The organism is Aeromicrobium sp. SORGH_AS_0981 (assembly GCF_031453195.1).
Lineage (GTDB): Bacteria > Actinomycetota > Actinomycetes > Propionibacteriales > Nocardioidaceae > Aeromicrobium.
On sequence record NZ_JAVIZD010000001.1, the window covers coordinates 1,615,174 to 1,638,660 of the forward strand.

Here is a 23,487-nt window from a genome sequence, read left to right on the forward strand (position 1 = left end):
AACGAGTGTGAGGGGCGGCACATCATTCGTCAAGCGCGTCACGTGACGGGGGACACGTGCCGGGCCTGGAGATGCCCCGGGGCGGTGCCGTCGAGGCACGTGGTCGGGCGCGACGCAGCACGACGGCATCACGGCGCGACGTAGGAGGACGCGGCGGTGACAGGTGCGGGACAGGCGGGTCGCCGAGCGACCTGCCGGTGGTACCCCCTACGGGATTCGAACCCGCGCTACCGCCTTGAAAGGGCGGCGTCCTGGGCCGCTAGACGAAGGGGGCGCGGCGGACCCAGCATACGGGTGGCGGGCCCCGGCGGCCTGCACGCCCGGGTCCCCACCGGCCCTCGGGCAGGATGGGGGCGTGGTGGAGATGAGCGAGGACCGGTTCGCCGAGCTGGTCGAGGCCGCGTTCGCGCAGGTGCCGCAGGAGCTGACCGCGCTGCTCGACAACGTCGTGCTGTTCGTCGAGGACGACGCGCCGGCCGACGACCCCGACCTGCTCGGTCTCTACGACGGGGTGGCCCTCACCGAGCGCGACACCGCGTACGGCGGCGTCCTGCCCGACCGCATCATGATCTTCCGCCGGCCGACCCTGGCGATCTGCGAGACGGAGGCCGAGGTCGTCGAGGAGGTCGGCATCACGGTGGTCCACGAGATCGCCCACCACTTCGGCATCGACGACGAGCGCCTGCACGAGCTCGGCTATGCGTAGCGAGGTCCGCCGCGCGGGCGAGCGGTACGTGAGCGAGGGCGACGGCGTCCGGACCCTGCACTCGTTCTCCTACGGCGTCCACTACGACCCCGCCAACACGGGTTTCGGCGCGGTCGTGGCGGTCAACGAGGAGGTCGTCGACCCGGGTCGCGGGTACGCCGAGCACCGCCACAGCGACGTCGAGATCGTCACCTGGGTGCTCGACGGCGAGCTCGCCCACCGCGACACGACCGGGACCCACGGCACCGTGCGACCCGGCACGGCACAACGCCTGAGCGCGGGCGACGGTGCGCGGCACGAGGAGCTGAACGCCTCCGACGTCGAGCCGCTGCGGTTCGTCCAGACGATGCTGCGCTCGCGGCACGCGTCGGCACCGGAGTACGCGTCGCTCGTCGTGCCGACGGGCCCCGGCCTGCACCCCGGCGTCACGCTGCACGCCGACGCGGAGCTGCTCGTCGCCCGCCCGAGCGTCGACGCGCCCGTGACCGTCCCCGCCTCGGCCGCCCTCCTCGTGCACGTGACACGGGGCTCCGTGCAGGTGGCGGGAGGGCTGCTCGGTCCCGGCGACGCGCTGCGGGCCGACGCGGTCGAGGACGACGTCGTGCTGGCGGGTGACGGCGAGGCGCTCGTGTGGCGGCTCGGCGCCGCGACCTGACACCTGTGCCGGAGGGCTGGGCCGTGAGAGCCGCGCCACAGTAGTTGACGTTTGCAACCTCCGGGTGGCGTTTGGAAAAAGGTCGCACTTAGGCTGAGGTCATGGCTGACGTCCTGAAGGGGTGGACCGAGCACCAGCGCGCCGTCGACCGGCTGCTCGCCTCCTACGCGGCGATCCCGGCCGGATCGCCGGTGCGGCTGGCGAAGCGGACGAGCAACCTGTTCCGACCGCGTGCCGCGACCGACGCGCCGGGGCTCGACGTCGCCGGGCTCGACGGCGTCGTCGCGCTCGACGTCGACGCGCGCACGGCGGACGTGCAGGGCATGTGCACCTACGAGGACCTCGTCGACGCGACCCTGCCGCACGGGCTCATCCCCTACGTCGTGCCGCAGCTGCGCACCATCACGCTCGGCGGCGCGGTCACCGGCCTCGGCATCGAGTCGACGTCGTTCCGCAACGGCCTCCCGCACGAGTCGGTGCTGGAGATGGACGTGCTCACCGGGTCGGGCGAGGTCGTCACCTGCCGACCCGGCGACGACCTCTTCGACGCCTTCCCGAACTCCTACGGCAGCCTCGGCTACGCCACCCGCCTGCGCATCCGGCTCGAGGCCGTCCCGCCGTACGTCGCGCTGCGCCACGTCCGCTTCGACGACGCCAAGCAGGCGGCGCAGGCCCTCGCCGACGTCACCGAGACCCAGCAGTGGCACGGCGAGCCGGTGCACGGCCTCGACGCCACCGCGTTCACGCCCACCGAGGTCTACGTGACGCTCGCGCGGTTCACCGACGAGCCGGGCCCGACGTCGGACTACGCGGGCCAGGACGTCTACTACCGCTCGCTGCAGCGTCGCGAGACCGACCGGCTGACCATGTACGACTACCTGTGGCGCTGGGACACCGACTGGTTCTGGTGCTCGGCCGCGTTCGGGGCCCAGCAGCCCCTCGTGCGTCGGCTCTGGCCGCGACGCTGGCGTCGCTCCGACGTCTACCACCGCCTGGTCTCCCTCGACGCGCGCGTCGGGCTCAGCAGGCTGCTCGACCGGGTCAAGAGGGTCTCCGGTCGCGAACGCGTCATCCAGGACGTCGAGGTCCCCGTCGACGCCGTGCCGGCCTTCCTCGAGTGGTTCGACGCCGAGGTGGGCATGCGGCCGGTGTGGCTGTGCCCGCTGCGCACCACCCGGGCCTGGGCCGGCTACCCGCTCGCGCCCGGCGAGACCTACGTCAACCTCGGCTTCTGGGGCACGGTCGTCGTGCCGGCCGGGACGCCCGAGGGTGCCGTGAACCGACGCATCGAGGAGCACGTGCACACCCTCGGCGGCCACAAGTCCCTCTACTCCGAGGCCTTCTACGACGAGGACACCTTCGCCCGGCTCTACGGCACCGCCGCGCTCGACGCGGTGCGTGCCGTCCACGACCCCGAGGGGCGCCTCAGCTCCCTGTACGAGAAAGCGGTGAGGAACTCATGAGCAGCATCCGCGAGAGCGAGACGTTGACGATCGCGGAGGCCGTGTCGCGCCTGATGCGCGACGGCATGCCGTTCCGGCTCGAGGCGTACGACGGCAGCAGCGCCGGGCCGGTCGACGCGCCCTTCACGGCGCGACTGGTCAACGAGCGCGGCCTGGCCTACCTCATGACCGCCCCCGGCGACCTCGGCTTCGCCCGGGCGTTCGTCTCCGGCGACCTCGAGCTCGACGGCGTCTCGCTCGCCGACCCCTACGAGATGATGGCGCTCGTGCAGAGCCGGCTGCGGCTGCGCATGCCCGGCCCGGCCGAGCTCCTCCAGGTCGTGCGCAGCCTCGGGCTGTCGAACCTCAAGCCGCCGCCCCCGCCGCCGGAGGAGCACCAGCCGCGCTGGCGTCGCATGGTCGAGGGACTGCGCCACAGCAAGGCGCGTGACGCCGAGGCGATCCACCACCACTACGACGTCTCGAACCGCTTCTACGAGATCGTCCTCGGCCCGTCGATGGCCTACACCTGCGCCGTCTTCCCCGACGAGGACGCCACCCTCGAGCAGGCGCAGTTCGAGAAGTTCGACCTCGTGTGCCGCAAGCTGGGGCTCAAGCCCGGCGACCGGCTGCTCGACGTCGGCTGCGGCTGGGGTGGCATGGTCCGTCACGCCGCCGAGCACTACGGCGTGCAGGCGCTCGGTGTGACCCTGAGCCGTCAGCAGGCGGAGTGGGCGCAGCAGGCGATCAAGGACGCGGGCCTGGACCACCTGGCCGAGGTCCGCTTCGGCGACTACCGCGACGTCGAGGAGGAGGGCTTCGACGCCGTCTCCTCGATCGGCCTGCTCGAGCACATCGGGGTCCGCAACTACCCCGACTACTTCACGTTCCTGCAGGGCAAGCTGCGCGTCGGTGGTCGGATGCTCAACCACTGCATCACGCGCCGTGACGGATCCCTGTCGACCAAGGCCGGGGCCTTCATCGACCGCTACGTCTTCCCCGACGGCGAGCTGGCGCCCGTCGGCACCATCGTGACCGCCATGCACGACCACGGTCTCGAGGTCCGCCACGTGGAGGACCTGCGCGAGCACTACGCGCTCACGCTGCGCGACTGGTGCCGCAACCTCGAGCAGGGCTGGGACGACGCGCTCGGCGAGGTCAGCCTCGGCGTCGCCAAGGTCTGGGGCCTGTACATGGCCGGCTCGCGGCTCGCCTTCGAGCGCAACGAGATCGGCCTGCACCAGGTGCTCGGCGTCAAGGTCGGCGCCGACGGTGACGCCCAGATGCCGCTGCGCCCCACTTGGGGCAGCTGAGCCTCAGGTGAGGTCGACCACGACGGGGGCGTGGTCGCTCGCGCCCTTGCCCTTGCGCTCCTCGCGGTCGATGAACGCCCCGTCGACGCGGGCCGCGAGGGCCGGGGAGGCGAGCACGAAGTCGATGCGCAGGCCGCGCTTCTTCGGGAACGCCAGCTGCTGGTAGTCCCAGTAGGTGTACGTGCCGGGCCCGGGGGCGTAGGGGCGGACGACGTCGCTGAAGCCGGTGTCGACCATGGCGCGGAACGCGGCACGCTCGGGCTCGGACACGTGGGTCTTGCCCTCGAAGACCGCCATGTCCCAGACGTCGTCGTCCTGCGGAGCGATGTTCCAGTCGCCGGTGAGCGCGATCTGCGCGTCGGGGTCGGCCGCGAGCCAGCCCTCGGCGTCGGCGCGGAGTCGGGCCAGCCACTCGAGCTTGTAGGCGTAGTGCTCGTGCTCCAGGTCGCGACCGTTCGGCACGTACAGGCTCCACACCCGCACGCCGCCGCACGTGGCGCCGACCGCGCGGGGCTCCAGCACGGGCGGGTCGCCGAACGTCGGCTGGTCGGCGAACGACGTCGTGACGTCGTCGAGCCCGACCCGCGACAGCAGGGCCACCCCGTTCCACTGGTTCAGCCCGACGTGGACGTACTCGTAGCCCATCGACGAGAGCTCCAGTGCGGGGAACTGGTCCTCGCGACACTTCGTCTCCTGGATCGCCAGCACGTCGACGTCGTGCCGCTCCAGGAAGGCCGTCACCCGGTCGACGCGGCTACGGATCGAGTTCACGTTCCAGGTCGCGATACGCACCCCCCGAACCTACCAACAGCCTCGCGACTCCCCACGATTCGGAACGTCATCGCCCTTTTTGGGCGCAGAGATGGGCGATGAGGTTCCGAATCGTCGGGGGAGGGAGGAGTCTGTGGGCAGCGGGATGAGCGGACGGGGCGTCCAGGCCAGGCTCCAGGCATGGAGGACGTGCCTGATGAGTTGCGGGACCGACCGTTCACGTCCGCCGAGGCGGCACGGTCGGGCGTGACGTGGAAGGCGCTGCAGGGTCGGCGCTACCGGCGCCTCTTCCCCGACGTGTACGTCTGGTCCGGGCTCGACGTCGGGCTCCAGGTGCTGGCCCGCGGCGCGCTGCTGAAGCTGCCCGACGACACCGTGGTCAGCGGTGTCACGGCCGCGCGTGCGTGGGGGTTCGACCCGTCCGGGCACCGGGGCCTGCACTTCGCGACGCAGTCGGACGCGCGGACGCGGCTGCCCGTGCACCTGCACCGGCACCGTCACCCGATCGACCACGTCCGACGCGACGGCTTCCGGGTCACGACCGCGGCACGGACGGTGGTCGACTGCGCGCGCGAGCTCGGCCTCGTGCAGCTCGTGCAGCTGATGGATCACCTGGTGAACATCGGGGCGCTGACGCGGGACCAGCTCTTCGGCTACTGCTGGGGTCGTCACCTGCACGGGGTCCGCCGCGCACGCCGCGCCCTCGTCCTGGTCGCCGACGGTGCGGAGTCGCCGCGGGAGACGACGCTGAGGCTGATGGTGGTGCTGGCCCGACTCCCTCGCCCTCGACTGAACGTCGACGTGCGCGACGAGCGAGGTCGGTTCGTGGCCCGGGTCGACATGCTGCTCGAGGAGTACCGCGTGGTCGTGGAGTACGACGGCCGTCATCACGAGACGGACCCGCGCCAGTGGCACCGCGACCGGTTGCGTCGCGAAGCACTGGAGGCGCTGGGCTACCGCGTGGTGATCGTGTCAGCCGAGGACCTGCGCGACCCTGCGCAGGTCGTGCGCCGGATCCATCAGGCTCTCGTCTCGCGTGGCTACCGCGGTCCCGACCCGGTCATGAGCGCGATGTGGCACCGCTGGTTCCCGGCGTCGCGATGACTTTCCCCCAAGATTCGGAACGTCATCGCCCCTCTCTGGCGCGCAGAAGGGCGATGACGTTCCGAAACGGGGGGACTACGCGTCGTTGAGGTCGTTGAGGTCGTTGCGCTCGAGGCGGGAGGTGTTGGCGATGCCGGTGCGGAAGGCGGCGCGCGCGACCATGTGGGCCGACACCGGGGCCGTGACGAGCTGGAACAGGGCGACGAGGGCGATGATCGTCAGGGCGCCGGGGTCGCGGACGCGCAGCGCCAGGCCCGCGAGCACCAGCAGGAGTCCGAGGGTCTGCGGCTTCGTGGCCGCGTGCATGCGGGTCAGCACGTCCGGGAACCGCACCAGGCCGATCGCGGCCACCAGCGCCAGCGCGCTGCCCACCAGCAGCAGCGCCCCCGACGCGACGTCGACGAGCAGGTCGGTCGTCATGCGTCCTCCCGGGGAGCGTCGATGTCGCGGGCGGCGAACCGGGCGATGCTCACCGAGCCCAGGAACCCGACCAGGGCCAGCGCGAGCAGCACGGGCGCCGTGTCGACGTGGCCGGCGATCGCCGCCTCGACGCCGACGGCGGACAGGCAGGCGGCGACGAAGACGTCGGCCGCGACCGTGCGGTCGAGCATCGTCGGCCCGCGGACGATCCGGACCAGGCAGAGGACGCCCGTGACGGCGAGCATCGACGCGCACGCGACGGCGACGGGGATCATCGGGACACCTCCTGCGCGAGGCGGCGGTAGGCGTCGCGCTCGTCCTTCGGCGCCATCGCCTCGACGACGCGTCGCTCCTGCTCGTGGACGCTCGCGACCGCCCGGTCGAGGTGCTCGGGGGAGCGGGCGTCGAGCACGTGCAGGTACAGCGCGGGCTGCTCGGGGTCGAGCTCGACCAGCAGCGACCCGGGCACCAGCGACACCAGCTCGGCCGTGACCGTCACCAGCAGCTCGTTGCGCGTCTCCAGGGGCACCCGCACGACCGCGCTGGGCGGCGGCGCGGCCGGGCGCACGGCCAGCCACGACACCTGCACCGACGCGCGCACGAGGTCGACGACGAAGCGCAGCAGCATCGTCAGGGTCGGCCAGGGCCGCAGCGTCCAGCGCCACGGAGCCTGCGGGAACGGGAACAGCATCAGCACGAGCACCGACGTGAGCACGCCGCCCACGACCAGCGTCGGCGTGATCGCGCCCCACAGCAGCAGCCAGATCGCGGTCAGGCCGACGACGATCCGCCAGCGCGGCATCATCGGTCGCCGCCCAGGACGGCCTGCACGTACGGCGTGCGCTGCAGCAGCTCGTCGGCCGCGGCGTCGGTGACCCGGAACAGCGGACCGGCGAACACCGTGAGCGCGACGGAGGCGACCACGAGGCCCAGGGTCGGCAGGCCCATGCCGAGCGGCAGCCTCTGCTCCTCGGCGACGCGCGCCCACGACGACGTCTGCTGCGTGCGGGTGGACACGTCGCCACCGCCGTGCAGGGCGCCGTGCGACCAGACGTCGGAGCCGTCGTCGACCACCGACTGCGCGAGGTCGTCGTCGACCGGCTGCCAGAAGGCCCGGTTCCAGACCTTGGCGACCGCGTACAGCGTCAGGAGGCTCACCGCGACGCTGGCCACGACGGCCGTCACGGCCAGCCAGTCGCCCGCCTCGATGCCCGCCCGCCCGAGCGCGACCTTGCCGAGGAAGCCGGAGAACGGCGGGATGCCGGCCAGGTTCATGGCGGGCACGAAGAAGGCGACGGCGAGGATCGGCGCCGACCGGGCGAGACCACCGAGCCGGTCGAGGTTCGTCGTGCCCGTGCGGTACTCCACGAGCCCGGCCAGCAGGAACAGCGCCGTCTGCACGGTGATGTGGTGCGCGATGTAGTAGACCGCGCCCGACAGCGCGAGCTCCGAGCCGAGGGCCACTCCGAGCAGCATGTAGCCGATGTGGCTCACCAGGGTGAAGGACAGGATGCGCTTGATGTCGGTCTGCGCGACCGCGCCGAGGATGCCGACGACCATCGTCAGGATCGCCATGGTCAGCAGCAACGGTCGCAAGGAGTCGTCGGGGAACAGCAGCGTCTGGGTCCGGACGATCGCGTACACGCCGACCTTGGTCAGCAGGCCCGCGAAGACGGCGGTGACCGGTGCCGGCGCGGTCGGGTAGGAGTCGGGCAGCCAGGCCGACAGCGGGAACACGGCCGCCTTGATGCAGAACACGGTGAGCAGCAGCAGCTGCAGCAGGTGCGCGACCGCGGGGTCGAGGTCGCCGAGCCGCTGCGACAGCTGGGCGAAGTTCACGGTGCCGACCGCGGCGTAGATGCAGGCGATCGCGATGAGGAAGATGATCGACGACAGCAGGCTGACCACGATGTAGACCGTGCCGGCGCGGATCCGTGCCTCCGTGCCGCCGAGCGTGATGAGCACGTAGCTGGCCGCGAGCAGCACCTCGAACCCGACGAACAGGTTGAACAGGTCGGCCGACAGGAACGCGTTCGACACCCCCGCGCTCAGCACGAGGTACGTCGGGTGGAACACCGACAGCGGCGTGTCGCGGCCGTACTCGACGATGCCCTGCCCGAAGGAGTAGAGCAGCACGGCGAGGGTCACCACGGACGAGACGAGCAGCATCAGCGCCGACAGCCGGTCGGCGACGAGGGTGATGCCGATCTCGGGTCCCCAGCCGGCGACGGTCAGCGCCTGCGGACCCTGGGTGTCGGCGCGGTAGAGCAGCACCGACGCGGTGGCGACCACGGCCGTCAGGACGGCGACGCTGACGATGCGCTGGGCGCGCGCGGACCGACCGAGCACGAGGCACAGCCCCGCGCCGAGCAGCGGGAGGAGCACGGGCAGGACGACGAGCTGGGTCATGCGTCGGCACCTTCCTCGTCGGGGACGTCGGTCTCGGGCTCGTCGAAGGAGCTCGACGTCTCGTCGGCCTCCGCGCGCCGCCGGATCAGGTCGTCCTCGACGTCGTCCTTCACGTCGTCGTTGCCCGACAGCTGCCACGAGCGGTAGGCCAGCGCCAGCCCGAACGCGCTCACGCCGAGGGTGATGACGATCGCCGTGAGGGCCATGGCCTGGGGGAGCGGGTCGGTGATGCCGCCGCGGCCGACGATGGGCGGTGCGCCGCTGGGGCCCGAGGCCACGAGGAACAGCAGGTTGACGCCGTTGCCGACCATGACGAAGCCGACCAGGATCCGGCTGAGGCTGCGCTCGAGCATGAGCGTGGTGCCGCAGCCGACGAGGACGACGATGGCGAGCACGAGGGCGAGGTCGACGGTCATGCGGGCGCCCCTCCCCGCGAGGGAGCGCTGGTGCACTCCTCGGACAGGCCGGAGTCGGTGTGTCCTTGCTCGCCGTGGCGGTCGATCCCGCCGCCCAGGCTGCGCAGGACGTCGAGCGCCAGGCCGACGACCACGAGGTAGACGCCGACGTCGAACGCGACCGAGGTGACCACGTGCACGTCGCCGAGCAGCGGCACCGGGACGTCGAAGACGCCGCTCTGGAAGGTGTTCGCGCCCACGAGCACCGGCACGATCCCCGACAGCGCCGCGACGGCCAGTCCCGACCCGAGCACCACGCCGGCGTCGACGGGCGCCGCGGCGTCGAGCTCGCGACGCCCGCCGGCGAGGTAGCGCACCGCGAGCGCGAGGCCCGCGACCAGGCCGCCGGCGAAGCCGCCACCGGGCGTGTAGTGGCCCGTGAACATCAGGTAGACCGAGAAGATCATCAGCACCGGGAACACGGCGCGGGCCACCACCTCGAACACGACGGAGCGGCGCACGTCCTCCAGGGCCACGGCGCCGGGCAGCCAGCCCTGGCGCTCGTCGCTCGGTCCGGGCCGGGCGCGACGCGTCTCGCGGTGGGACTGCGCGCGGTCGGTGATGAGGAAGATGAGGCTCGCGATGCCGGTGGCGGCCACGACGAGCACGGCCAGCTCGCCGAAGGTGTCCCACACGCGGATGTCGACGAGGGTGATGTTGACGATGTTCTCGCCGCCGCCGAACTCGTAGGCCGGCCCCTCGAAGGCACGACCGATGGGCGATGCGGTCCGGGCGTTGGCGGCGACGACCGCGTAGGCGCCGACGGCGAGCCCCGCGGTCGCGCCGATCACGATGCGCACGCGTCGGGTGACGGTGAAGGGACGGTCGGAGAAGAACGGGGTGAAGCGACGCAGCACGAGCACGAACGTCACGAGCGCGAAGGTCTCGACGAGCACCTGGGTGAGCGCGAGGTCGGGGGCGCCGTGCAGCACGAACAGCAGGGCCGTGCCGTAGCCGGTCACGCCGAGCAGGAGCACGGCTCGCAGCCGGCGGCGCGAGCGCACGGTCAGCAGGGCCGCGGCGCACACGAGCGCCACCGTCGCGACCCGCAGGGCGTCGTCGGGGCCGAACGTGCTGCCGTCGCCGACGGAGACGTCGGGCGTGCCCCACGCTCGCACGGCGGCCGTGCCCGGGACGACCACGAGCACCACGAGGACGATGCCCAGGTAGAACGGGAGGGATCCGCGCTGCGTGAAGCCGGTGACCTCGATGCTCGCGCGGTCGACCCCGCGCACGATCGCGTGGTAGCTGCGCTCGGCGTCGGGCAGGTGCAGCCGCTCGACGAGGGTCGTCTGCAGCCGTGCGACGGGGCGGCGCAGCAGCCAGAGGGCGAGACCGCCGACCACCACGACGACCGACAGCCAGAGGGCCGGGGTGAACCCGTGCCAGAGCGTCAGGACGGGCGCGTGCGCGCCCTCGCCGAACGCGTCGCTGTAGGACTCGATGCGTGGGGTGAGCACCCCGCCCGCGAAGCCTGCCGCCAGGCCGAGGACGGACAGGACGACCGGCGAGGCCTGGAACATCGCTCCGGGCGGGTTCAGCGTCGGGGCCGCGACCTGCTTGGTGCCGAACGTGCCCCACACGAACCGCGCGGTGTAGGCGACGGTCAGCACCGACCCCACCACCAGACCGGCGAGGGCGAGGGTGCCCCAGGCGCCGATGCCGGCGTCGTCCCCGAGGTCGACGAACGCCGCGAGCGCGGCCTCCTTCGTGGTGAACCCGAGGAGCGGGGGCAGGCCCGCCATCGACGCGGCGGCCAGCACGGTGGCCACGAAGAGGACGGGCAGGGAGCGGGCGAGGCCGGTGAGCTCGCGCAGGTCGCGCGTGCCGACGCTGCGGTCGACCACGCCCACCACGAGGAACAGGGTCGACTTGAACAGCGCGTGGCCGAGGACGAGCGACAGTCCGGCGAACGCCGCCGCGCGGGTGCCGGCGCCTGCGACGGCCACCAGGAAGCCGAGCTGGCTGACCGTGCCGTAGGCGAGGAGCAGCTTGATGTCGTGCTGGCGCAGCGCCCGCAGGCCGCCGATGATCATCGTGACGATGCCGAGCGTCAGCAGCACGGGACGCCAGCCCGGGGTGTCGGCGAACGCGGGCGCCAGGAGAAGGACGAGGAACACGCCGGCCTTCACCATGGCCGCGGCGTGCAGGTAGGCGCTGACGGGGGTGGGTGCAGCCATGGCCCCCGGGAGCCAGAAGTGGAACGGTGCCAGCGCCGACTTGCTGAGCGCGGCGACGAGGAGCAGCGCCACGGCGGCGGTGACGGCCGGCCCGGACGGCGGGTCGGCGACGACCTCGCTCAGGCGGGGGGTGCCGGTCTGCGCGTGCAGCACGAACAGGCCGACGAGCATCGAGAGCCCGCCGAACGTGGTGACGAGGAGGGCGTTCATCGCGGCCCGACGGTTCGCGCGGCGCTCGGGGTTGTGGCCGATGAGCAGGTACGACAGGACGGTCGTGAGCTCCCAGAACACGAACAGCACGTACATGTTGTCCGACAGGACGAGCCCGAGCATGGCGCCCGCGAACGCCGTCAGGACGCCGGAGAAGCGCCAGATCTCGGGGTCGCCGTGGCGGAAGTACCAGCCGCAGTACAGGAGGACGAGCGCGCCGACGCCGGTGACGACCAGCGACATGATCGCGGTGAGCGGGTCGAGCACGAGGTCGACGTCGACACCCAGGCTGGGGATCCAGGACCACCGCTCGACGACCGGCGCACCACCGTCGGTGACGTCGAGCGCCCGGGGCAGCAGCCACAGGAACGAGGCGGCCGGGACGAGGGCCAGCACGACGAACGCGCGGCGGTCGAGCAGCCGGGTGAGGGCGGGGGCCCCCGCTGCGGCGACGAGGTGCAGCGCGAGAAGCCCGATCATTGCCGCCATCCTATCGGGCGGCCCCGTGGGACGGCACGTCGTACCGTGGGCGCATGAGCGAGCGTCAGCGAGTGAACGACATGGCGGCATGATCGACTGGCGCGTCGCGCGGAGCACGGCGACGACCCTCACCCGGCCCGGCCCCGACCTCTCGGCCGCGGAGGCCGACGACGTGGTCGCCGAGCTGCGCGAGGCGGCGGCGCGGTCGGAGGGTCCGGTGCGTGACTTCTCCGACCTGCACGCCCCCGACACGGTGCAGGCGCAGGCGCCGGTCCTCGTCGTCGACCGTCCCCGCTGGATCGAGGCCAACCTGGCCACGTTCGAGGTGCTGATGGACCCGGTCGTGGCCCGGCTCGAGCAGGGTCGCTCCGGCGGGGCGGGCCCGGTCGGCGGGCTGACGCGCGCCGTCGGGAGCCGGGTCAGCGGGGCGGAGGTCGGGGGCCTCGTCGCGCTCCTCTCGGGCAAGGTGCTGGGCCAGTTCGACCCGTTCTGGACCGGACCGCGCGGCGAGGGCGGCCGTCTCCTGCTCGTGGCGCCCAACATCGTCCAGGTCGAGCGCAGCCTCGACGTCGACCCGCACGACTTCCGGCTGTGGGTCTGCCTGCACGAGGAGACGCACCGGGTGCAGTTCACCGCCGTGCCGTGGATGCGCGACCACCTCCGCACGCTGATCGACGAGCTGACGGAGGCGACCGACCTCGACTCCGAGGCGCTGCAGCGCTTCCTCACCGACGGGCTCCCGGAGCTGGTCAAGGTCGTGCGCGGCACCTCGGAGGCCTCGCTGGCCGAGGTGTTCCAGAACGAGCGGCAGAAGGCCGTCGTCGACCGCATCACGGGTGTCATGTCGCTGCTCGAGGGCCACGCCGACGTCGTCATGGACGGGGTCGGCCCCGACGTCATCCCGACCGTCGCCACCATCCGTCGCCGGTTCGACTCGCGGCGCAAGGGCGGCAACGGCGTCGACCGGCTCCTGCGCCGGCTCCTCGGCCTGGAGGGCAAGATGCGTCAGTACCGCGACGGTGCGGTGTTCGTGCGCCAGGTGACCGACCAGGTGGGCCTCGCGGGGTTCAACGCGGTGTGGGAGAGGCCCGAGAACCTGCCCGACCGCGCCGAGATCACCGACCCGGACGCCTGGGTCCGGCGCGTCCACGGCTGACGGGGTCGCCGGGTGAGGCTGCTCGACGCCGAGGCCCGTGGTCGTGCGGGGGTCCGGGCCGTGCTCGCCGACCTCGACGCTGCCGTGCCGGTCGTGCTCGGGGTCTCCGGTGGTGCCGACTCGTTGGCGCTCGCCGCGTGCGCGGCCTTCGTGGCCGACCGCGACCGTCGCCCCGTGCGTGGCATCGTGGTCGACCACGGCCTGCAGGCCGCGTCGGACGAGGTCGCCGACCGCGCCGCCGACCAGGTCCGCGGGCTCGGTCTGCCGGCCGAGGTGGTCCAGGTGGTCGTCGGGTCCGACGGGGGACCCGAGGGTGCCGCGCGCTCGGCGCGACGCGCCGCCCTCCGGGACGCCGCGGGTCCTGAGGGGGTCGTGCTCCTCGCGCACACGCTCGACGACCAGGCCGAGACGGTCCTGCTCGGGCTCGGTCGGGGGTCGGGCCCGCGCTCGCTGGCGGGGATGGCGGCGGTCGACGGGCCGTGGCGCCGGCCCTTCCTCGGCCTGCGCCGTGCCGACACCGAGGCCGTCTGCACCGCGCACGACCTGCGCTGGTGGGACGACCCGCACAACCGCGACCCCTCGCTCCGGCGGGTGCGGGTGCGTCACGAGGTGCTGCCGCTGCTCGACGACGTCCTCGGTGGCGGCGTCGCCGAGGCGCTCGCGCGCACCGCCGGACAGCTGCGCGACGACACCGCTCTGCTCGACGCGCTCGCCGGCGAGGTCGCCGACCCGGCCGACGTCGCGACGCTGGCCGCGCTGCCGCCGGCGCTGCGCTCGCGCGTGCTGCGCCGGCTGGCCCTGGAGCTCGGGGCGCGGCCGGGCGAGCTCGCCGCGAGCCACCTCGCCGCCCTCGACCGGCTCGTCACCGACTGGCGCGGGCAGGACCGTGTCGAGCTGCCCGGTCACGTCGCGGTCCGCCGAGCCGACGGGCGCCTGCGCGGGCCCTGACGGTCCGTCCCGCGAGGCTGCTCGACGCAAGGACGGGGGAGGGGGCTGGGCCCCTCGGTGGCCGCTCCTGTGGCAGGCTGGCGTCGTGGACCTCCAGCACGTCGAGTCCGACCTCGACCTCGACCAGACCCTGTTCACCGAGGACCAGATCATCGGGCGTCTCCAGGAGATCGCCCGGGAGGTCGAGGCCGACTACGAGGGCCGCGACCTGCTCCTGGTCGGCGTGCTCAAGGGCGCGGTCATGGTGATGGCCGACCTCGCCCGCAGCTTCGACCGGCACGTCGAGATGGACTGGATGGCGGTCTCCTCCTATGGGTCCGGCACCACGTCGTCGGGGGTCGTGCGCATCCTCAAGGACCTCGACGCCGACATCTCCGGTCGCCACGTCCTCATCGTCGAGGACATCATCGACACCGGCCTGACCCTGTCGTGGCTCGTCACCAACCTGCGCTCGCGGGGCCCGGCGTCGGTGGAGATCGCGACCCTCCTGCGCAAGCCCGACGCCCTGCAGATGGAGGTCGACGTCAAGTACGTCGGCTTCGACATCCCCAACGCCTTCGTCGTGGGCTACGGCCTCGACTACGCCGAGCGCTACCGCAACCTGCGCAGCATCGGCACGCTCGCCCCGCACGTCTACTCCTGACCAGGGAGCGCGCTGCGCGGAGCGGCGGACGTACCGCGGGAACGTCGGGGGTGTCCACGACGTTGCAGGAGTGGGAGATCGGCGGGTCGGGATTCCCCCCGGCGTGTACGGTTCCCTGTGTCGGCGGGGGAGTCCGCCGACCGAGCACACGAGGAGGAGTGGCCCGTCTGCGGGCCGTGCCATGAACGCCAAGCGCCTGTTCCGCGGTCCCTGGGTGTGGATCGTCCTCATCCTCGTCCTCGTCGTCGTCACCCTCCAGCTGTCCGGTCGCGCCGACGGCTACAAGGAGGTCCGCACGGCCTCGATGGTCGGCTACCTCGACGACGGCCGGATCAGCGAGGTCACGTTCGTCCAGGGCGACCAGGACATCCAGGCCACGCTCGACGACGGCACCAAGGTGCGCGCCAAGTTCCTCGACGGCCAGGGCGAGCGCCTCATCGAGAAGGCCGAGGCGCAGGTCGCGGCCAAGAAGCTCAAGACCTTCGACGTCAAGGTCCCGACGACCGGCTTCCTGACCTACCTGGCCAGCTCGATCCTGCCGATCCTGCTGCTCGTCGGCATCTTCCTGTTCTTCATGTCCCGCTTCCAGGGCGGCGGCGGTGGCGTCATGAAGTTCGCCAAGTCGCGCGCCAAGCTGATCACGAAGGACACCCCGCAGACCACGTTCGCCGACGTCGCCGGCTGCGACGAGGCCATCGAGGAGCTCGGCGAGATCAAGGAGTTCCTGCAGGAGCCCGCCAAGTTCCAGGCGGTCGGCGCCAAGATCCCCAAGGGCGTGCTGCTCTACGGCCCGCCCGGCACCGGCAAGACGCTGCTCGCGCGCGCGGTGGCCGGCGAGGCCGGCGTGCCGTTCTACTCGATCTCCGGCTCCGACTTCGTCGAGATGTTCGTCGGTGTCGGCGCCAGCCGCGTCCGCGACCTCTTCGAGCAGGCCAAGGAGAACGCGCCCGCGATCGTCTTCATCGACGAGATCGACGCCGTCGGACGCCACCGCGGCACCGGCATGGGCGGCGGCCACGACGAGCGCGAGCAGACCCTCAACCAGCTCCTCGTCGAGATGGACGGCTTCGACGTGCGCGGCGGCGTCATCCTCATCGCGGCGACGAACCGTCCCGACGTGCTCGACCCGGCGCTCCTGCGTCCCGGTCGCTTCGACCGGCAGATCGGCGTCGAGGCGCCCGACCTCAAGGGTCGCGAGACGATCCTCAAGGTCCACGCGCGCGGCAAGCCGATCGGCCCCGGCGTCGACCTGTCCAGCGTCGCACGCCGGACCCCCGGCTTCAGCGGCGCCGACCTCGCGAACGTGCTCAACGAGGCCGCGCTGCTCACGGCCCGCAGCAACCAGAAGGTCATCACCGACGCCGCGCTCGACGAGGCGATCGACCGGGTCATGGCCGGCCCGCAGAAGCGCACGCGCCTCATGAACGAGCACGAGCGGCTCGTCACGGCGTACCACGAGGGCGGCCACGCGCTCGTGGCCGCGGCGCTCCCGCAGAGCGACCCGGTGCACAAGATCACGATCCTCCCGCGCGGCCGGGCCCTCGGCTACACGATGGTGCTGCCCGACGAGGACAAGTACAGCCAGACGCGTGCCGAGCTGCAGGACAAGCTGGCCTACATGCTCGGCGGTCGCGCGGCCGAGGAGCTGGTCTTCCACAACCCGACCACCGGTGCCGGCAACGACATCGAGAAGGCCACGGGTCTGGCCCGCGCGATGGTGACGCAGTACGGCATGAGCGAGCGCGTCGGCGCGATCAAGCTCGGCAGCGACAACAGCCAGCCGTTCCTCGGCGGCGGCATGGGCATGGGCCACTCGCGGGACTACTCCGAGCGGGTCGCCGCGATCGTCGACGAGGAGGTCAGCTCCCTCATCGCGCACGCGCACCAGGAGGCCTTCGACATCCTCGAGGACAACCGCGACGTCCTCGACGCCCTCGTGCTCGAGCTGATGGAGAAGGAGACGCTCGACAAGGCCGAGGTCGCCCGGATCTTCGAGCCGCTGCGCCGTCGCGAGGTGCGTCCGGCCTGGACCGGCTCCGACACCCGTCAGCCCTCGGACCGGCCGCCGGTGGAGGCGCCCGAGGCCACGCGTCTCAAGGACGCCGAGCCCGACACCGGCATCGTCGTCGGGCCCGACTCCGGCCCCGACGCGCCCCCGCCGGCCGACCCGGCCCAGCCCACCGATCCCGGCCCGCAGGGGCCGGTCGGTCCCGGCACCGCCTGAGCGTGCGCCCCGACCGGCGCGACGGCATGATCGACGGGCGGGCGCACCGGGCGCCCACCGCACCGGCGCGGCCGGGCCGCGGTACCTCGACAGGAGAACTGGCATGACGGTGGATCTGGCGCGGGCCGAGGCAGCGGTGCGCGAGCTGCTCCTCGCGGTGGGCGAGGACCCCGACCGCGACGGGCTCAAGGAGACGCCGGCCCGGGTCGCCCGGTCCTACAACGAGCTCCTCGCCGGCCTCGACCAGGACCCGCGCGAGGTCCTGACCGCCACGTTCGACGTCGGTCACGACGAGCTGGTGCTCGTGAAGGACATCGAGCTCTGGTCGATGTGCGAGCACCACCTCGTGCCGTTCACCGGCGTCGCCCACGTCGGCTACATCCCGCGGGCGGACGGCTTCGTGACCGGGCTGTCCAAGCTGGCGCGCCTCGTCGACGTCTTCGCCCGTCGCCCGCAGGTGCAGGAGCGGCTCACCACGCAGATCGCCGACGCGCTCACCGACGTGCTCGAGCCGCGCGGCGTCATCGTCGTCATCGAGGCCGAGCACCTCTGCATGGCCATGCGCGGCGTCCGCAAGGGCGGGGCGCGCACGGTCACGAGCGCCGTCCGCGGCCAGCTGCGCGACCCCGCCACCCGCGCCGAGGCGATGGGCCTGATCACCGCGGGGACGCGCCGGTGACGGAGCCCGTCCCATGACGCCCCCGAGCCCGCACGGCCCGACCCTGGACGGCCCCGCCGTGCTGGAGCCGATCGGGCGCTGCCGGGTCATGGGCGTCGTCAACGTCACGCCCGACTCCTTCTCCGACGGCGGACGCTGGTTCGACCCCGCCCGCGCCGTGCAGCACGGCCGCGAGCTGGTCGCGGCGGGCGCCGACGTCGTCGACGTGGGCGGGGAGTCCACCCGGCCCGGCGCGGTGCGCGTCGACCTCGACGAGGAGCTGCGCCGCGTCGTCCCGGTCGTGCGTGCCCTCGCCGAGGAGGGGCACGCCGTGTCCGTGGACACGATGCGGGCGGCGGTGGCCGAGGCCGCGCTCGACGCCGGAGCGGCCCTGGTCAACGACGTCTCGGGCGGTCGTGCCGACCCCGCCATGGTCCCCCTGGTGGCCGAGCGCGACGCGCCCCTCGTGCTCATGCACTGGCGCGGGCACTCCGACCGGATGCAGGACCTCACGCACTACGACGACGTCGTGGCCGACGTGCTGCACGAGCTGCGCGACCGGATCGACGACGCCCTCGCCGCCGGGGTCGACGCGGAGCGGATCGTCGTCGACCCGGGGCTGGGCTTCTCCAAGACCGGCGCCCAGAACTGGACGGTGCTCGGCGACCTCGCCGCGTTCGTCGGGCTGGGGCATCCGGTGCTCGTGGCCGCGAGCCGCAAGCGCTTCCTCGGCGAGCTGCTGGCCGACCCCGACGGGACGCTGCGTCCCACCGAGGGCCGCGAGTCCGCCACCCTCGCGCTGACCACCCTCGCCGCCCTGCACGGCGCGTGGGCGGTGCGCGTCCACGAGGTCGCCGCCTCGGTCGACGCTGTGCGCGTCGTCGCCCGCGTCGCCCAGGAGCAGGACGGGGCCGACCATGGCGAGTGAGGTGCTCGTGCGGCACCGCGCGTTCTACGACGCGATCGAGTCCGGCGACGTCGACCTGATGGCGTCGCTCTGGGTCGACTCGCCCAGCGTCACCTGCGTGCACCCCGGCGCCGAGGCGCTCGAGGGCACCGAGACGGTGCTGAGGTCGTGGACGCTCCTGATGGCCAACGTCGAGTACATCCAGTTCTTCCTGACCGACGTCCAGGTCGCGTGGCCGCTCGGCCCGAACGCCGACCTCGCCGTCGTCACCTGCACCGAGAACATCCTGTCGGGCGAGGGCACCGAGTCGCCCGAGCAGTTCGCGGGCGGCAAGGCCGTCTGCACGTCCGTGCTCGTCCGCTCCGGCGGCGACTGGCGGTTCTGGTCGCGGCACGCGTCGCCCGTGCTCGACATCGACCCCGAGGCCCCGCAGGAGCCCGGGATGACCGACCCGGCCTGAGGAGGCACCCGATGACCTGTCCGGAGGGACTCGATCGCATCGACCTGACCGGCGTGACCGCGTTCGGGCACCACGGCGTGCTCGAGCACGAGCGCGCGTTCGGCCAGACCTTCGTCGTCGACGTGAGCCTGGGCCTCGACCTCGGCGCGGCGGGTCGCAGCGACGACCTGACGGCCACCGTCAGCTACGCCGACGTCGCCGACCACGTGCTCGCGGTGCTCACGGGGGAGCCGGTGGACCTGATTGAGACGCTTGCGCTCCGTATGGTGGACTGGTGTCTGGCACGCCCGTCCGTCGAGTGGGCGAGCGTGACCGTGCACAAGCCCCAAGCGCCCATCGCGGTGACGTTCTCCGACGTCAGCGTGACGATAGAGCGGAGCCACCAGTGACCGAATCGCCCACGCCCTACGTGCTGGACGCCGACACCATGACGGGCGGGATGCGTCCCATCCGCCAGGCCGTCATCTCGATCGGCTCCAACCTCGGGGATCGTCTGAACCGGCTGCAGGGCGCCGTCTCCGCGCTCGAGGACACGCCCGAGGTGCAGGTCGTCTCCGTCTCCTCCGTCTACGAGACGCAGCCCGTCGGCGCCCCGGAGGGCTCCGGACCGTTCCTCAACGCGGTCGTCCTCATCGACACGACCCTCACGGTGCACACGCTGCTGGACCGCGCGCACGCGATCGAGGACGCCTTCGGCCGCGAGCGCTCCGAGCCGGGCGCCCCGCGCACCCTCGACGTCGACCTCGTGGTCGTCGGCGACCGGGTCGCCGACGACGAGACCCTCACCCTCCCGCACCCGCGCGCGCACGAGCGCGCGTTCGTGCTGCTGCCGTGGCTCGAGATCGACCCCGAGGGCGAGATCCCGGGACAGGGCTTCGTGGCCGACCTCGTCGGCGACGTCGACACGACCGGCGTCGTCCGGCGAGAGGACCTCGAGATCCTTCTGTGATGACCGAGGGACGGACGACCGCCGTCCACGTCGCTGCCCTCGTGGCCCTCGGGCTGCTGGTGGGCTCGGCCATCAGGCCGGTGTCGGTGCGTCTCGGTGCCTCGCCGCCTCGCCCGGGCTGGCTCGTCACGCTGCTGCTCCTCGGCCTCGCCGTCATCGTCGCGCTGATCGCGTGGAGCACCTGGCAGAGCCTGCACCGGCGCAAGGAGCGCATGACGTCGCAGCACGCCATGACCCTGCTGGCCCTCGCGAAGGCCTGCTGCATCGTCGGTGGGCTGTCGCTGGGCGCCTACGGTGGCGTCGCGCTCTCGTTCGTCCGTGACTGGGACACGATGTTCGGGCAGGACCGCGTCCTCCAGGGCGCCGCAGCCGCCGTCGCGGGCCTGCTGCTCCTCGTCGCCGCGCTCGTCCTCGAGCGCGCCCTCCACCTCCCCCAGCCCGACGACGAGGACGACGACGCGCCCCCCGGCGCCGCCACGCCGGCCTAGCTGTGATGTCCAGGCAGGTTGTTGGCGATCCTGCTGATGGGTGGCAGTGCTCCGATGGCTGAGTGGGGCCGGTGGTGATTGTAGTAGTGGATCCAGCCGGGCAGGGCGGCTCGGCGTTCGGTCTCTGAGCTGTAGAAGCGGGCGTAGGCCCACCCCTCGGCCAGGGTGCGGTGGAAGCGCTCGATCTTGCCGTTGGTCTGGGGCCGGTAGGGCCGTGTCCGTTTCGGGGTGATCCCGAGGTCTGTGCAGGCCTGTGTCCAGGCGTGAGCGCGGTAGCAGCTGCCGTTGTCGGACAACACTCGTTCGACGGTGACACCGCGCTCGGCGAACCAGGCAACGGCCCGGCGCAGGACACCGATCGCGGTGACGGCTTTCTCATCGGTGCAGACCTCGACATAGGCGACGCGGGAGTGGTCGTCGATGACGGTGTGCAGGAACGCCGTCCCGATGAGCGGTTCGTGGGTTTTGCTGCGTGGTGCCCCGGTGCGCAGCACGGTCGCCGCCCGGTTGCGGTCACCCTGGGCCTTGCCGACGTAGCGCCAGCCGCCGCCGTCGGGAATGTTGCCGAACTTGGTGACGTCGACATGGATCAGCGATCCCGGGTGCGGGTGCTCATAGCGGCGGATCGGCTCACCGGTGACCCGGTCGATGTGACTGAGCCGGTTCATCCGACACCGCACCAGGACCGCGTGGACGGTCGAGGGCGCGAGGCCGAGCCGGCCACCGATCTGCACCGGCCCGAGGCGCTGTCGCCACCGCAGGGAGACGATCTGGCGCTTCACCCGCTCGGATGTGCGATGCGGACACGTCCGCGGACGACTGGACCGGTCGAGCATCCCAGCCGGCCCCTCGCAGCGGAACCTGTTCGCCCACTTGCGGGCCGTGACGGTCGAGACCATGAACATCTTCGCCGCGTCAGCGGGCCTCCAACCGTCCTCCACGATCAACCGAGCCAGCCGGAGCCGAGCACGAGGAGTCAGAGCAGCGTTAGCGTGGACCACGAAGGCCTCCTGGGAAGAGAACGGAACCTAGACAGCTCCACTCTCACCCCGGAGGCCTTCACCTATCCAGAGAAACAACGTCCCTGGACATCACACCTAGCCGTCCCCGTCCTCGTGTTCTGTTGACTTGATGACGGAAACGTGACGAGCTTTCGTCGAGAACTCCACAGATCGCGGGGAGGTCGCGGGGACGTGGCGCGCCGTCAGGCCAGCGCGGACCGGAGGGTGTCGAGGCCGACGGAGCCGAGGCTGAGGGCGCGGCGGTGGAAGGTGCGCAGGTCGGGGCCGTGGGTCGCGACCCAGGCGTCGCGCACCTGCTCCCAGATCCGCTGCCCGACCTTGTAGCTCGGGGCCTGGCCGGGCCAGCCGAGGTAGCGGTTGACCTCGAAGCGGACGAACGGCTCGTTCATGTTCACGTGCTGCGCCATGAAGTTGAAGGCGTACTCGGCCGTCCAGGGGCCCTGGCCGTCCGGACGGGGCAGCTCCAGGTGGACGCCGAGGTCGAGCACCACGCGGGCCGCGCGCATCCGCTGGCCGTCGAGCATGCCGAGCCGGTCGGCGGGCGCGTCGAGGTAGCCGAGGTCGGCCATCAGACGCTCCGCGTACAGCGCCCAGCCCTCCCCGTGGCCCGACGTCCACAGCGCGCCACGGCGCCACGCGTTCAGCTCGGCCGCGTTCCAGGCCGCGTACCCGCACTGGAGGTGGTGGCCCGGGACGCCCTCGTGGTAGACGGTCGTCAGCTCGCGCCACGTGTCGAACTCGGTCACGCCCTCCGGCACGCTCCACCACATCCGACCCGGCCGGGCGAAGTCGTCGCTCGGTGGCGTGTAGTAGATCCCGCCCTCCTGCGTGGGGGCGATGCGGCACTCGAGGGTGCGCATGACCTCGGGGACGTCGAAGTGGGTGCGGCCGAGCTCCTCGACGGCGCGGTCGCTCGTCTCCTGCATCCACGCCTGCAGGGCGTCGGTGCCGACCAGCCGGTGCTCCGGCGACGACTCGAGGTGCGCCACCGCCTCCGCGACCGTGGCACCCGGCAGCACCTCGCGGGCGACGGCCTCCTGCTCGCGCACCATCCGCTCGAGCTCCTCCAGGCCCCAGGCATAGGTCTCGTCGAGGTCGACCTCGGCGCCCAGGAACCCGCGCGACGCGAGGGCGTAGCGGTCGCGACCGCACGCGTCGCGCTCTCGCGCCGCCGGCAGCAGCTCCTCGCGCAGGAAGCCCGCCAGGTCCGCGTACGCCGCGCGGGCGCCGTCCGCCCCGCGCCGCACGTCGGCGAGCAGGGCGTCCGGCAGCCCAGCTCCTGCCGCCGACGCGGCGAGGGCGTCGAAGAACGCGCCGGCCGCGGCCTGGCGGCGGGCCTGCTCGGCGACCTCGACCACCTGGCGACGCGCCGGGGTGTCGTCCGCGCGCACACCCTCGCGCAGCGACTCGACGTAGCCCGCCAGCGCCGCCGGCACGCGGGACAGACGCGTCGCCACGTGCGACCAGTCGTCGACGCCGTCGCGCGGCATCAGGTCGAACACGTCGCGCACGCCCTGGACCGGCGACGCGATGACGTTCAGGTCGCTGCGCCACGAGCCCGCCGCGTGCTCCTCCAGCGTCAGGTCGAGCACCCGCACCAGCTCCGCGTGCGTGACCGTGTCGACCGCGTCGACGACCGGCACGTCGTCGAGCCGGCGTCGGGCGGCGCGCGCGGCGTCGGCGAACGCGGCGTGCCCGTCGGGGGAGAGGTCGGTGTACTCGCCCTCGCGACCGGGTCGTCCGAGGGACACGTGCCACTCCGGCTGCAGCGCGAGCATCGTGTCGAGCCACTCCTCGGCGACGGCGTCGACCGCCGACGGTGTCCGCGCAGCCGGGCCCTCGTGCGTGGTGTCGGTCATCGGTCGTCCTCTCCTCGGGGTCGTGCTC

The 23,487-nt window shown here is 72.5% G+C and carries 24 protein-coding genes and 1 tRNA gene; 15 read left to right on the forward strand and 10 right to left on the reverse strand.

Annotated elements, in window-relative coordinates:
- Nucleotides 1-198: 198 nt before the first annotated feature.
- A tRNA-Glu gene (locus tag QE370_RS08280) sits at nt 199-274 on the reverse strand.
- Nucleotides 275-364: 90 nt separating this feature from the next.
- Here QE370_RS08280 and QE370_RS08285 point away from each other — a divergent pair.
- From QE370_RS08285 to QE370_RS08300, 4 genes are all read left to right on the forward strand, one after another.
- On the forward strand, nt 365-706 hold the full coding sequence (locus tag QE370_RS08285; protein ID WP_256475015.1) for a metallopeptidase family protein: 342 nt from the start codon (nt 365-367) through the stop codon (nt 704-706).
- Complete coding sequence (locus tag QE370_RS08290) at nt 699-1,361, forward strand: pirin family protein (protein ID WP_309634070.1); 663 nt, start codon at nt 699-701, stop codon at nt 1,359-1,361. Before QE370_RS08285 ends, QE370_RS08290 begins: the two co-directional genes overlap by 8 nt.
- 101 nt (nt 1,362-1,462) lie before the next feature.
- On the forward strand, nt 1,463-2,824 hold the full coding sequence (locus QE370_RS08295; protein WP_309634071.1) for an FAD-binding oxidoreductase: 1,362 nt from the start codon (nt 1,463-1,465) through the stop codon (nt 2,822-2,824).
- A complete protein-coding gene (locus QE370_RS08300; RefSeq protein WP_067854366.1) occupies nt 2,821-4,116 on the forward strand; it encodes a class I SAM-dependent methyltransferase in 1,296 nt (431 codons plus the stop codon). Before QE370_RS08295 ends, QE370_RS08300 begins: the two co-directional genes overlap by 4 nt.
- Nucleotides 4,117-4,119: 3 nt before the next feature.
- Here the strand turns inward: QE370_RS08300 and QE370_RS08305 are convergent, their stop codons facing one another.
- On the reverse strand, nt 4,120-4,908 hold the full coding sequence (locus QE370_RS08305) for an exodeoxyribonuclease III (RefSeq protein WP_309634072.1): 789 nt from the start codon (nt 4,906-4,908) through the stop codon (nt 4,120-4,122).
- 168 nt (nt 4,909-5,076) lie between these two features.
- Between QE370_RS08305 and QE370_RS08310 the strand changes: the two genes are divergently transcribed.
- Entirely contained in the window at nt 5,077-5,991 is a 915-nt protein-coding gene (locus QE370_RS08310) for a DUF559 domain-containing protein (RefSeq protein WP_253023304.1), read from the forward strand.
- A 75-nt stretch (nt 5,992-6,066) separates the two neighbouring features.
- Here the strand turns inward: QE370_RS08310 and mnhG are convergent, their stop codons facing one another.
- Genes mnhG through QE370_RS08340 form a run of 6 tightly spaced genes read right to left on the reverse strand, consistent with a single transcriptional unit; the run spans nt 6,067 to nt 12,145 of the window.
- Nucleotides 6,067-6,411, reverse strand: a complete 345-nt coding sequence (gene mnhG / locus QE370_RS08315; RefSeq protein ID WP_309634073.1) for a monovalent cation/H(+) antiporter subunit G — start codon at nt 6,409-6,411, stop codon at nt 6,067-6,069.
- The gene (locus QE370_RS08320; protein ID WP_067854374.1) at nt 6,408-6,686 is read right to left on the reverse strand and encodes a monovalent cation/H+ antiporter complex subunit F; all 279 of its coding nucleotides are present in this window, start codon (nt 6,684-6,686) and stop codon (nt 6,408-6,410) included. Before QE370_RS08320 ends, mnhG begins: the two co-directional genes overlap by 4 nt.
- Entirely contained in the window at nt 6,683-7,216 is a 534-nt protein-coding gene (locus QE370_RS08325) for a Na+/H+ antiporter subunit E (RefSeq protein WP_083516206.1), read from the reverse strand. Before QE370_RS08325 ends, QE370_RS08320 begins: the two co-directional genes overlap by 4 nt.
- Nucleotides 7,213-8,820: a Na+/H+ antiporter subunit D gene (locus QE370_RS08330; RefSeq protein ID WP_286689977.1), complete on the reverse strand. Its 1,608-nt coding sequence runs from the start codon at nt 8,818-8,820 to the stop codon at nt 7,213-7,215. The genes QE370_RS08325 and QE370_RS08330 overlap by 4 nt, the downstream gene beginning before the upstream one ends.
- Nucleotides 8,817-9,236: a Na(+)/H(+) antiporter subunit C gene (locus tag QE370_RS08335; protein WP_067854384.1), complete on the reverse strand. Its 420-nt coding sequence runs from the start codon at nt 9,234-9,236 to the stop codon at nt 8,817-8,819. The genes QE370_RS08330 and QE370_RS08335 overlap by 4 nt, the downstream gene beginning before the upstream one ends.
- On the reverse strand, nt 9,233-12,145 hold the full coding sequence (locus QE370_RS08340; RefSeq protein ID WP_309634074.1) for a Na+/H+ antiporter subunit A: 2,913 nt from the start codon (nt 12,143-12,145) through the stop codon (nt 9,233-9,235). Before QE370_RS08340 ends, QE370_RS08335 begins: the two co-directional genes overlap by 4 nt.
- Nucleotides 12,146-12,233: 88 nt before the next feature.
- On the opposite strand from QE370_RS08340, the gene QE370_RS08345 reads away from it, so the two are divergent.
- The 10 genes from QE370_RS08345 (at nt 12,234) to QE370_RS08390 (ending at nt 20,578) form a co-directional block, all read left to right on the forward strand.
- Nucleotides 12,234-13,301 carry a zinc-dependent metalloprotease gene (locus QE370_RS08345; RefSeq protein WP_309634075.1) on the forward strand — a complete coding sequence of 356 codons (1,068 nt, stop codon included), beginning with the start codon at nt 12,234-12,236 and terminating at the stop codon, nt 13,299-13,301.
- Between the two features lie 12 nt (nt 13,302-13,313).
- Nucleotides 13,314-14,249 (forward strand): tRNA lysidine(34) synthetase TilS, encoded by a 936-nt coding sequence (gene tilS, locus QE370_RS08350; protein WP_309634076.1) that lies wholly within the window; start codon nt 13,314-13,316, stop codon nt 14,247-14,249.
- An 85-nt stretch (nt 14,250-14,334) separates the two neighbouring features.
- Complete coding sequence (gene hpt / locus QE370_RS08355; protein ID WP_253027098.1) at nt 14,335-14,892, forward strand: hypoxanthine phosphoribosyltransferase; 558 nt, start codon at nt 14,335-14,337, stop codon at nt 14,890-14,892.
- Between the two features lie 181 nt (nt 14,893-15,073).
- A complete protein-coding gene (ftsH, locus tag QE370_RS08360) occupies nt 15,074-17,116 on the forward strand; it encodes an ATP-dependent zinc metalloprotease FtsH (RefSeq protein WP_253027097.1) in 2,043 nt (680 codons plus the stop codon).
- A 103-nt stretch (nt 17,117-17,219) separates the two neighbouring features.
- A complete protein-coding gene (gene folE, locus QE370_RS08365) occupies nt 17,220-17,795 on the forward strand; it encodes a GTP cyclohydrolase I FolE (protein WP_067854402.1) in 576 nt (191 codons plus the stop codon).
- 13 nt (nt 17,796-17,808) lie between these two features.
- The gene (folP, locus tag QE370_RS08370) at nt 17,809-18,702 is read left to right on the forward strand and encodes a dihydropteroate synthase (RefSeq protein ID WP_396127811.1); all 894 of its coding nucleotides are present in this window, start codon (nt 17,809-17,811) and stop codon (nt 18,700-18,702) included.
- Complete coding sequence (locus QE370_RS08375; RefSeq protein ID WP_253027096.1) at nt 18,692-19,141, forward strand: nuclear transport factor 2 family protein; 450 nt, start codon at nt 18,692-18,694, stop codon at nt 19,139-19,141. Before folP ends, QE370_RS08375 begins: the two co-directional genes overlap by 11 nt.
- 11 nt (nt 19,142-19,152) lie before the next feature.
- Nucleotides 19,153-19,530, forward strand: coding sequence for a dihydroneopterin aldolase (gene folB, locus QE370_RS08380; RefSeq protein WP_253027095.1), 378 nt, complete (start codon nt 19,153-19,155; stop codon nt 19,528-19,530).
- Nucleotides 19,527-20,090: a 2-amino-4-hydroxy-6-hydroxymethyldihydropteridine diphosphokinase gene (folK, locus tag QE370_RS08385; RefSeq protein WP_067854409.1), complete on the forward strand. Its 564-nt coding sequence runs from the start codon at nt 19,527-19,529 to the stop codon at nt 20,088-20,090. The genes folB and folK overlap by 4 nt, the downstream gene beginning before the upstream one ends.
- On the forward strand, nt 20,090-20,578 hold the full coding sequence (locus QE370_RS08390) for a DUF3180 family protein (protein ID WP_253027094.1): 489 nt from the start codon (nt 20,090-20,092) through the stop codon (nt 20,576-20,578). The genes folK and QE370_RS08390 overlap by 1 nt, the downstream gene beginning before the upstream one ends.
- On the opposite strand, the gene QE370_RS08395 is transcribed toward QE370_RS08390, so the two are convergent.
- Together QE370_RS08395 and QE370_RS08400 are read right to left on the reverse strand one after the other, a co-directional pair.
- The gene (locus tag QE370_RS08395) at nt 20,575-21,579 is read right to left on the reverse strand and encodes an IS481 family transposase (RefSeq protein WP_309634077.1); all 1,005 of its coding nucleotides are present in this window, start codon (nt 21,577-21,579) and stop codon (nt 20,575-20,577) included. The two genes, QE370_RS08390 and QE370_RS08395, sit on opposite strands and share 4 nt — an antisense overlap.
- 203 nt (nt 21,580-21,782) lie before the next feature.
- Entirely contained in the window at nt 21,783-23,459 is a 1,677-nt protein-coding gene (locus QE370_RS08400; protein WP_309634078.1) for a DUF885 domain-containing protein, read from the reverse strand.
- Nucleotides 23,460-23,487: the final 28 nt, after the last annotated feature.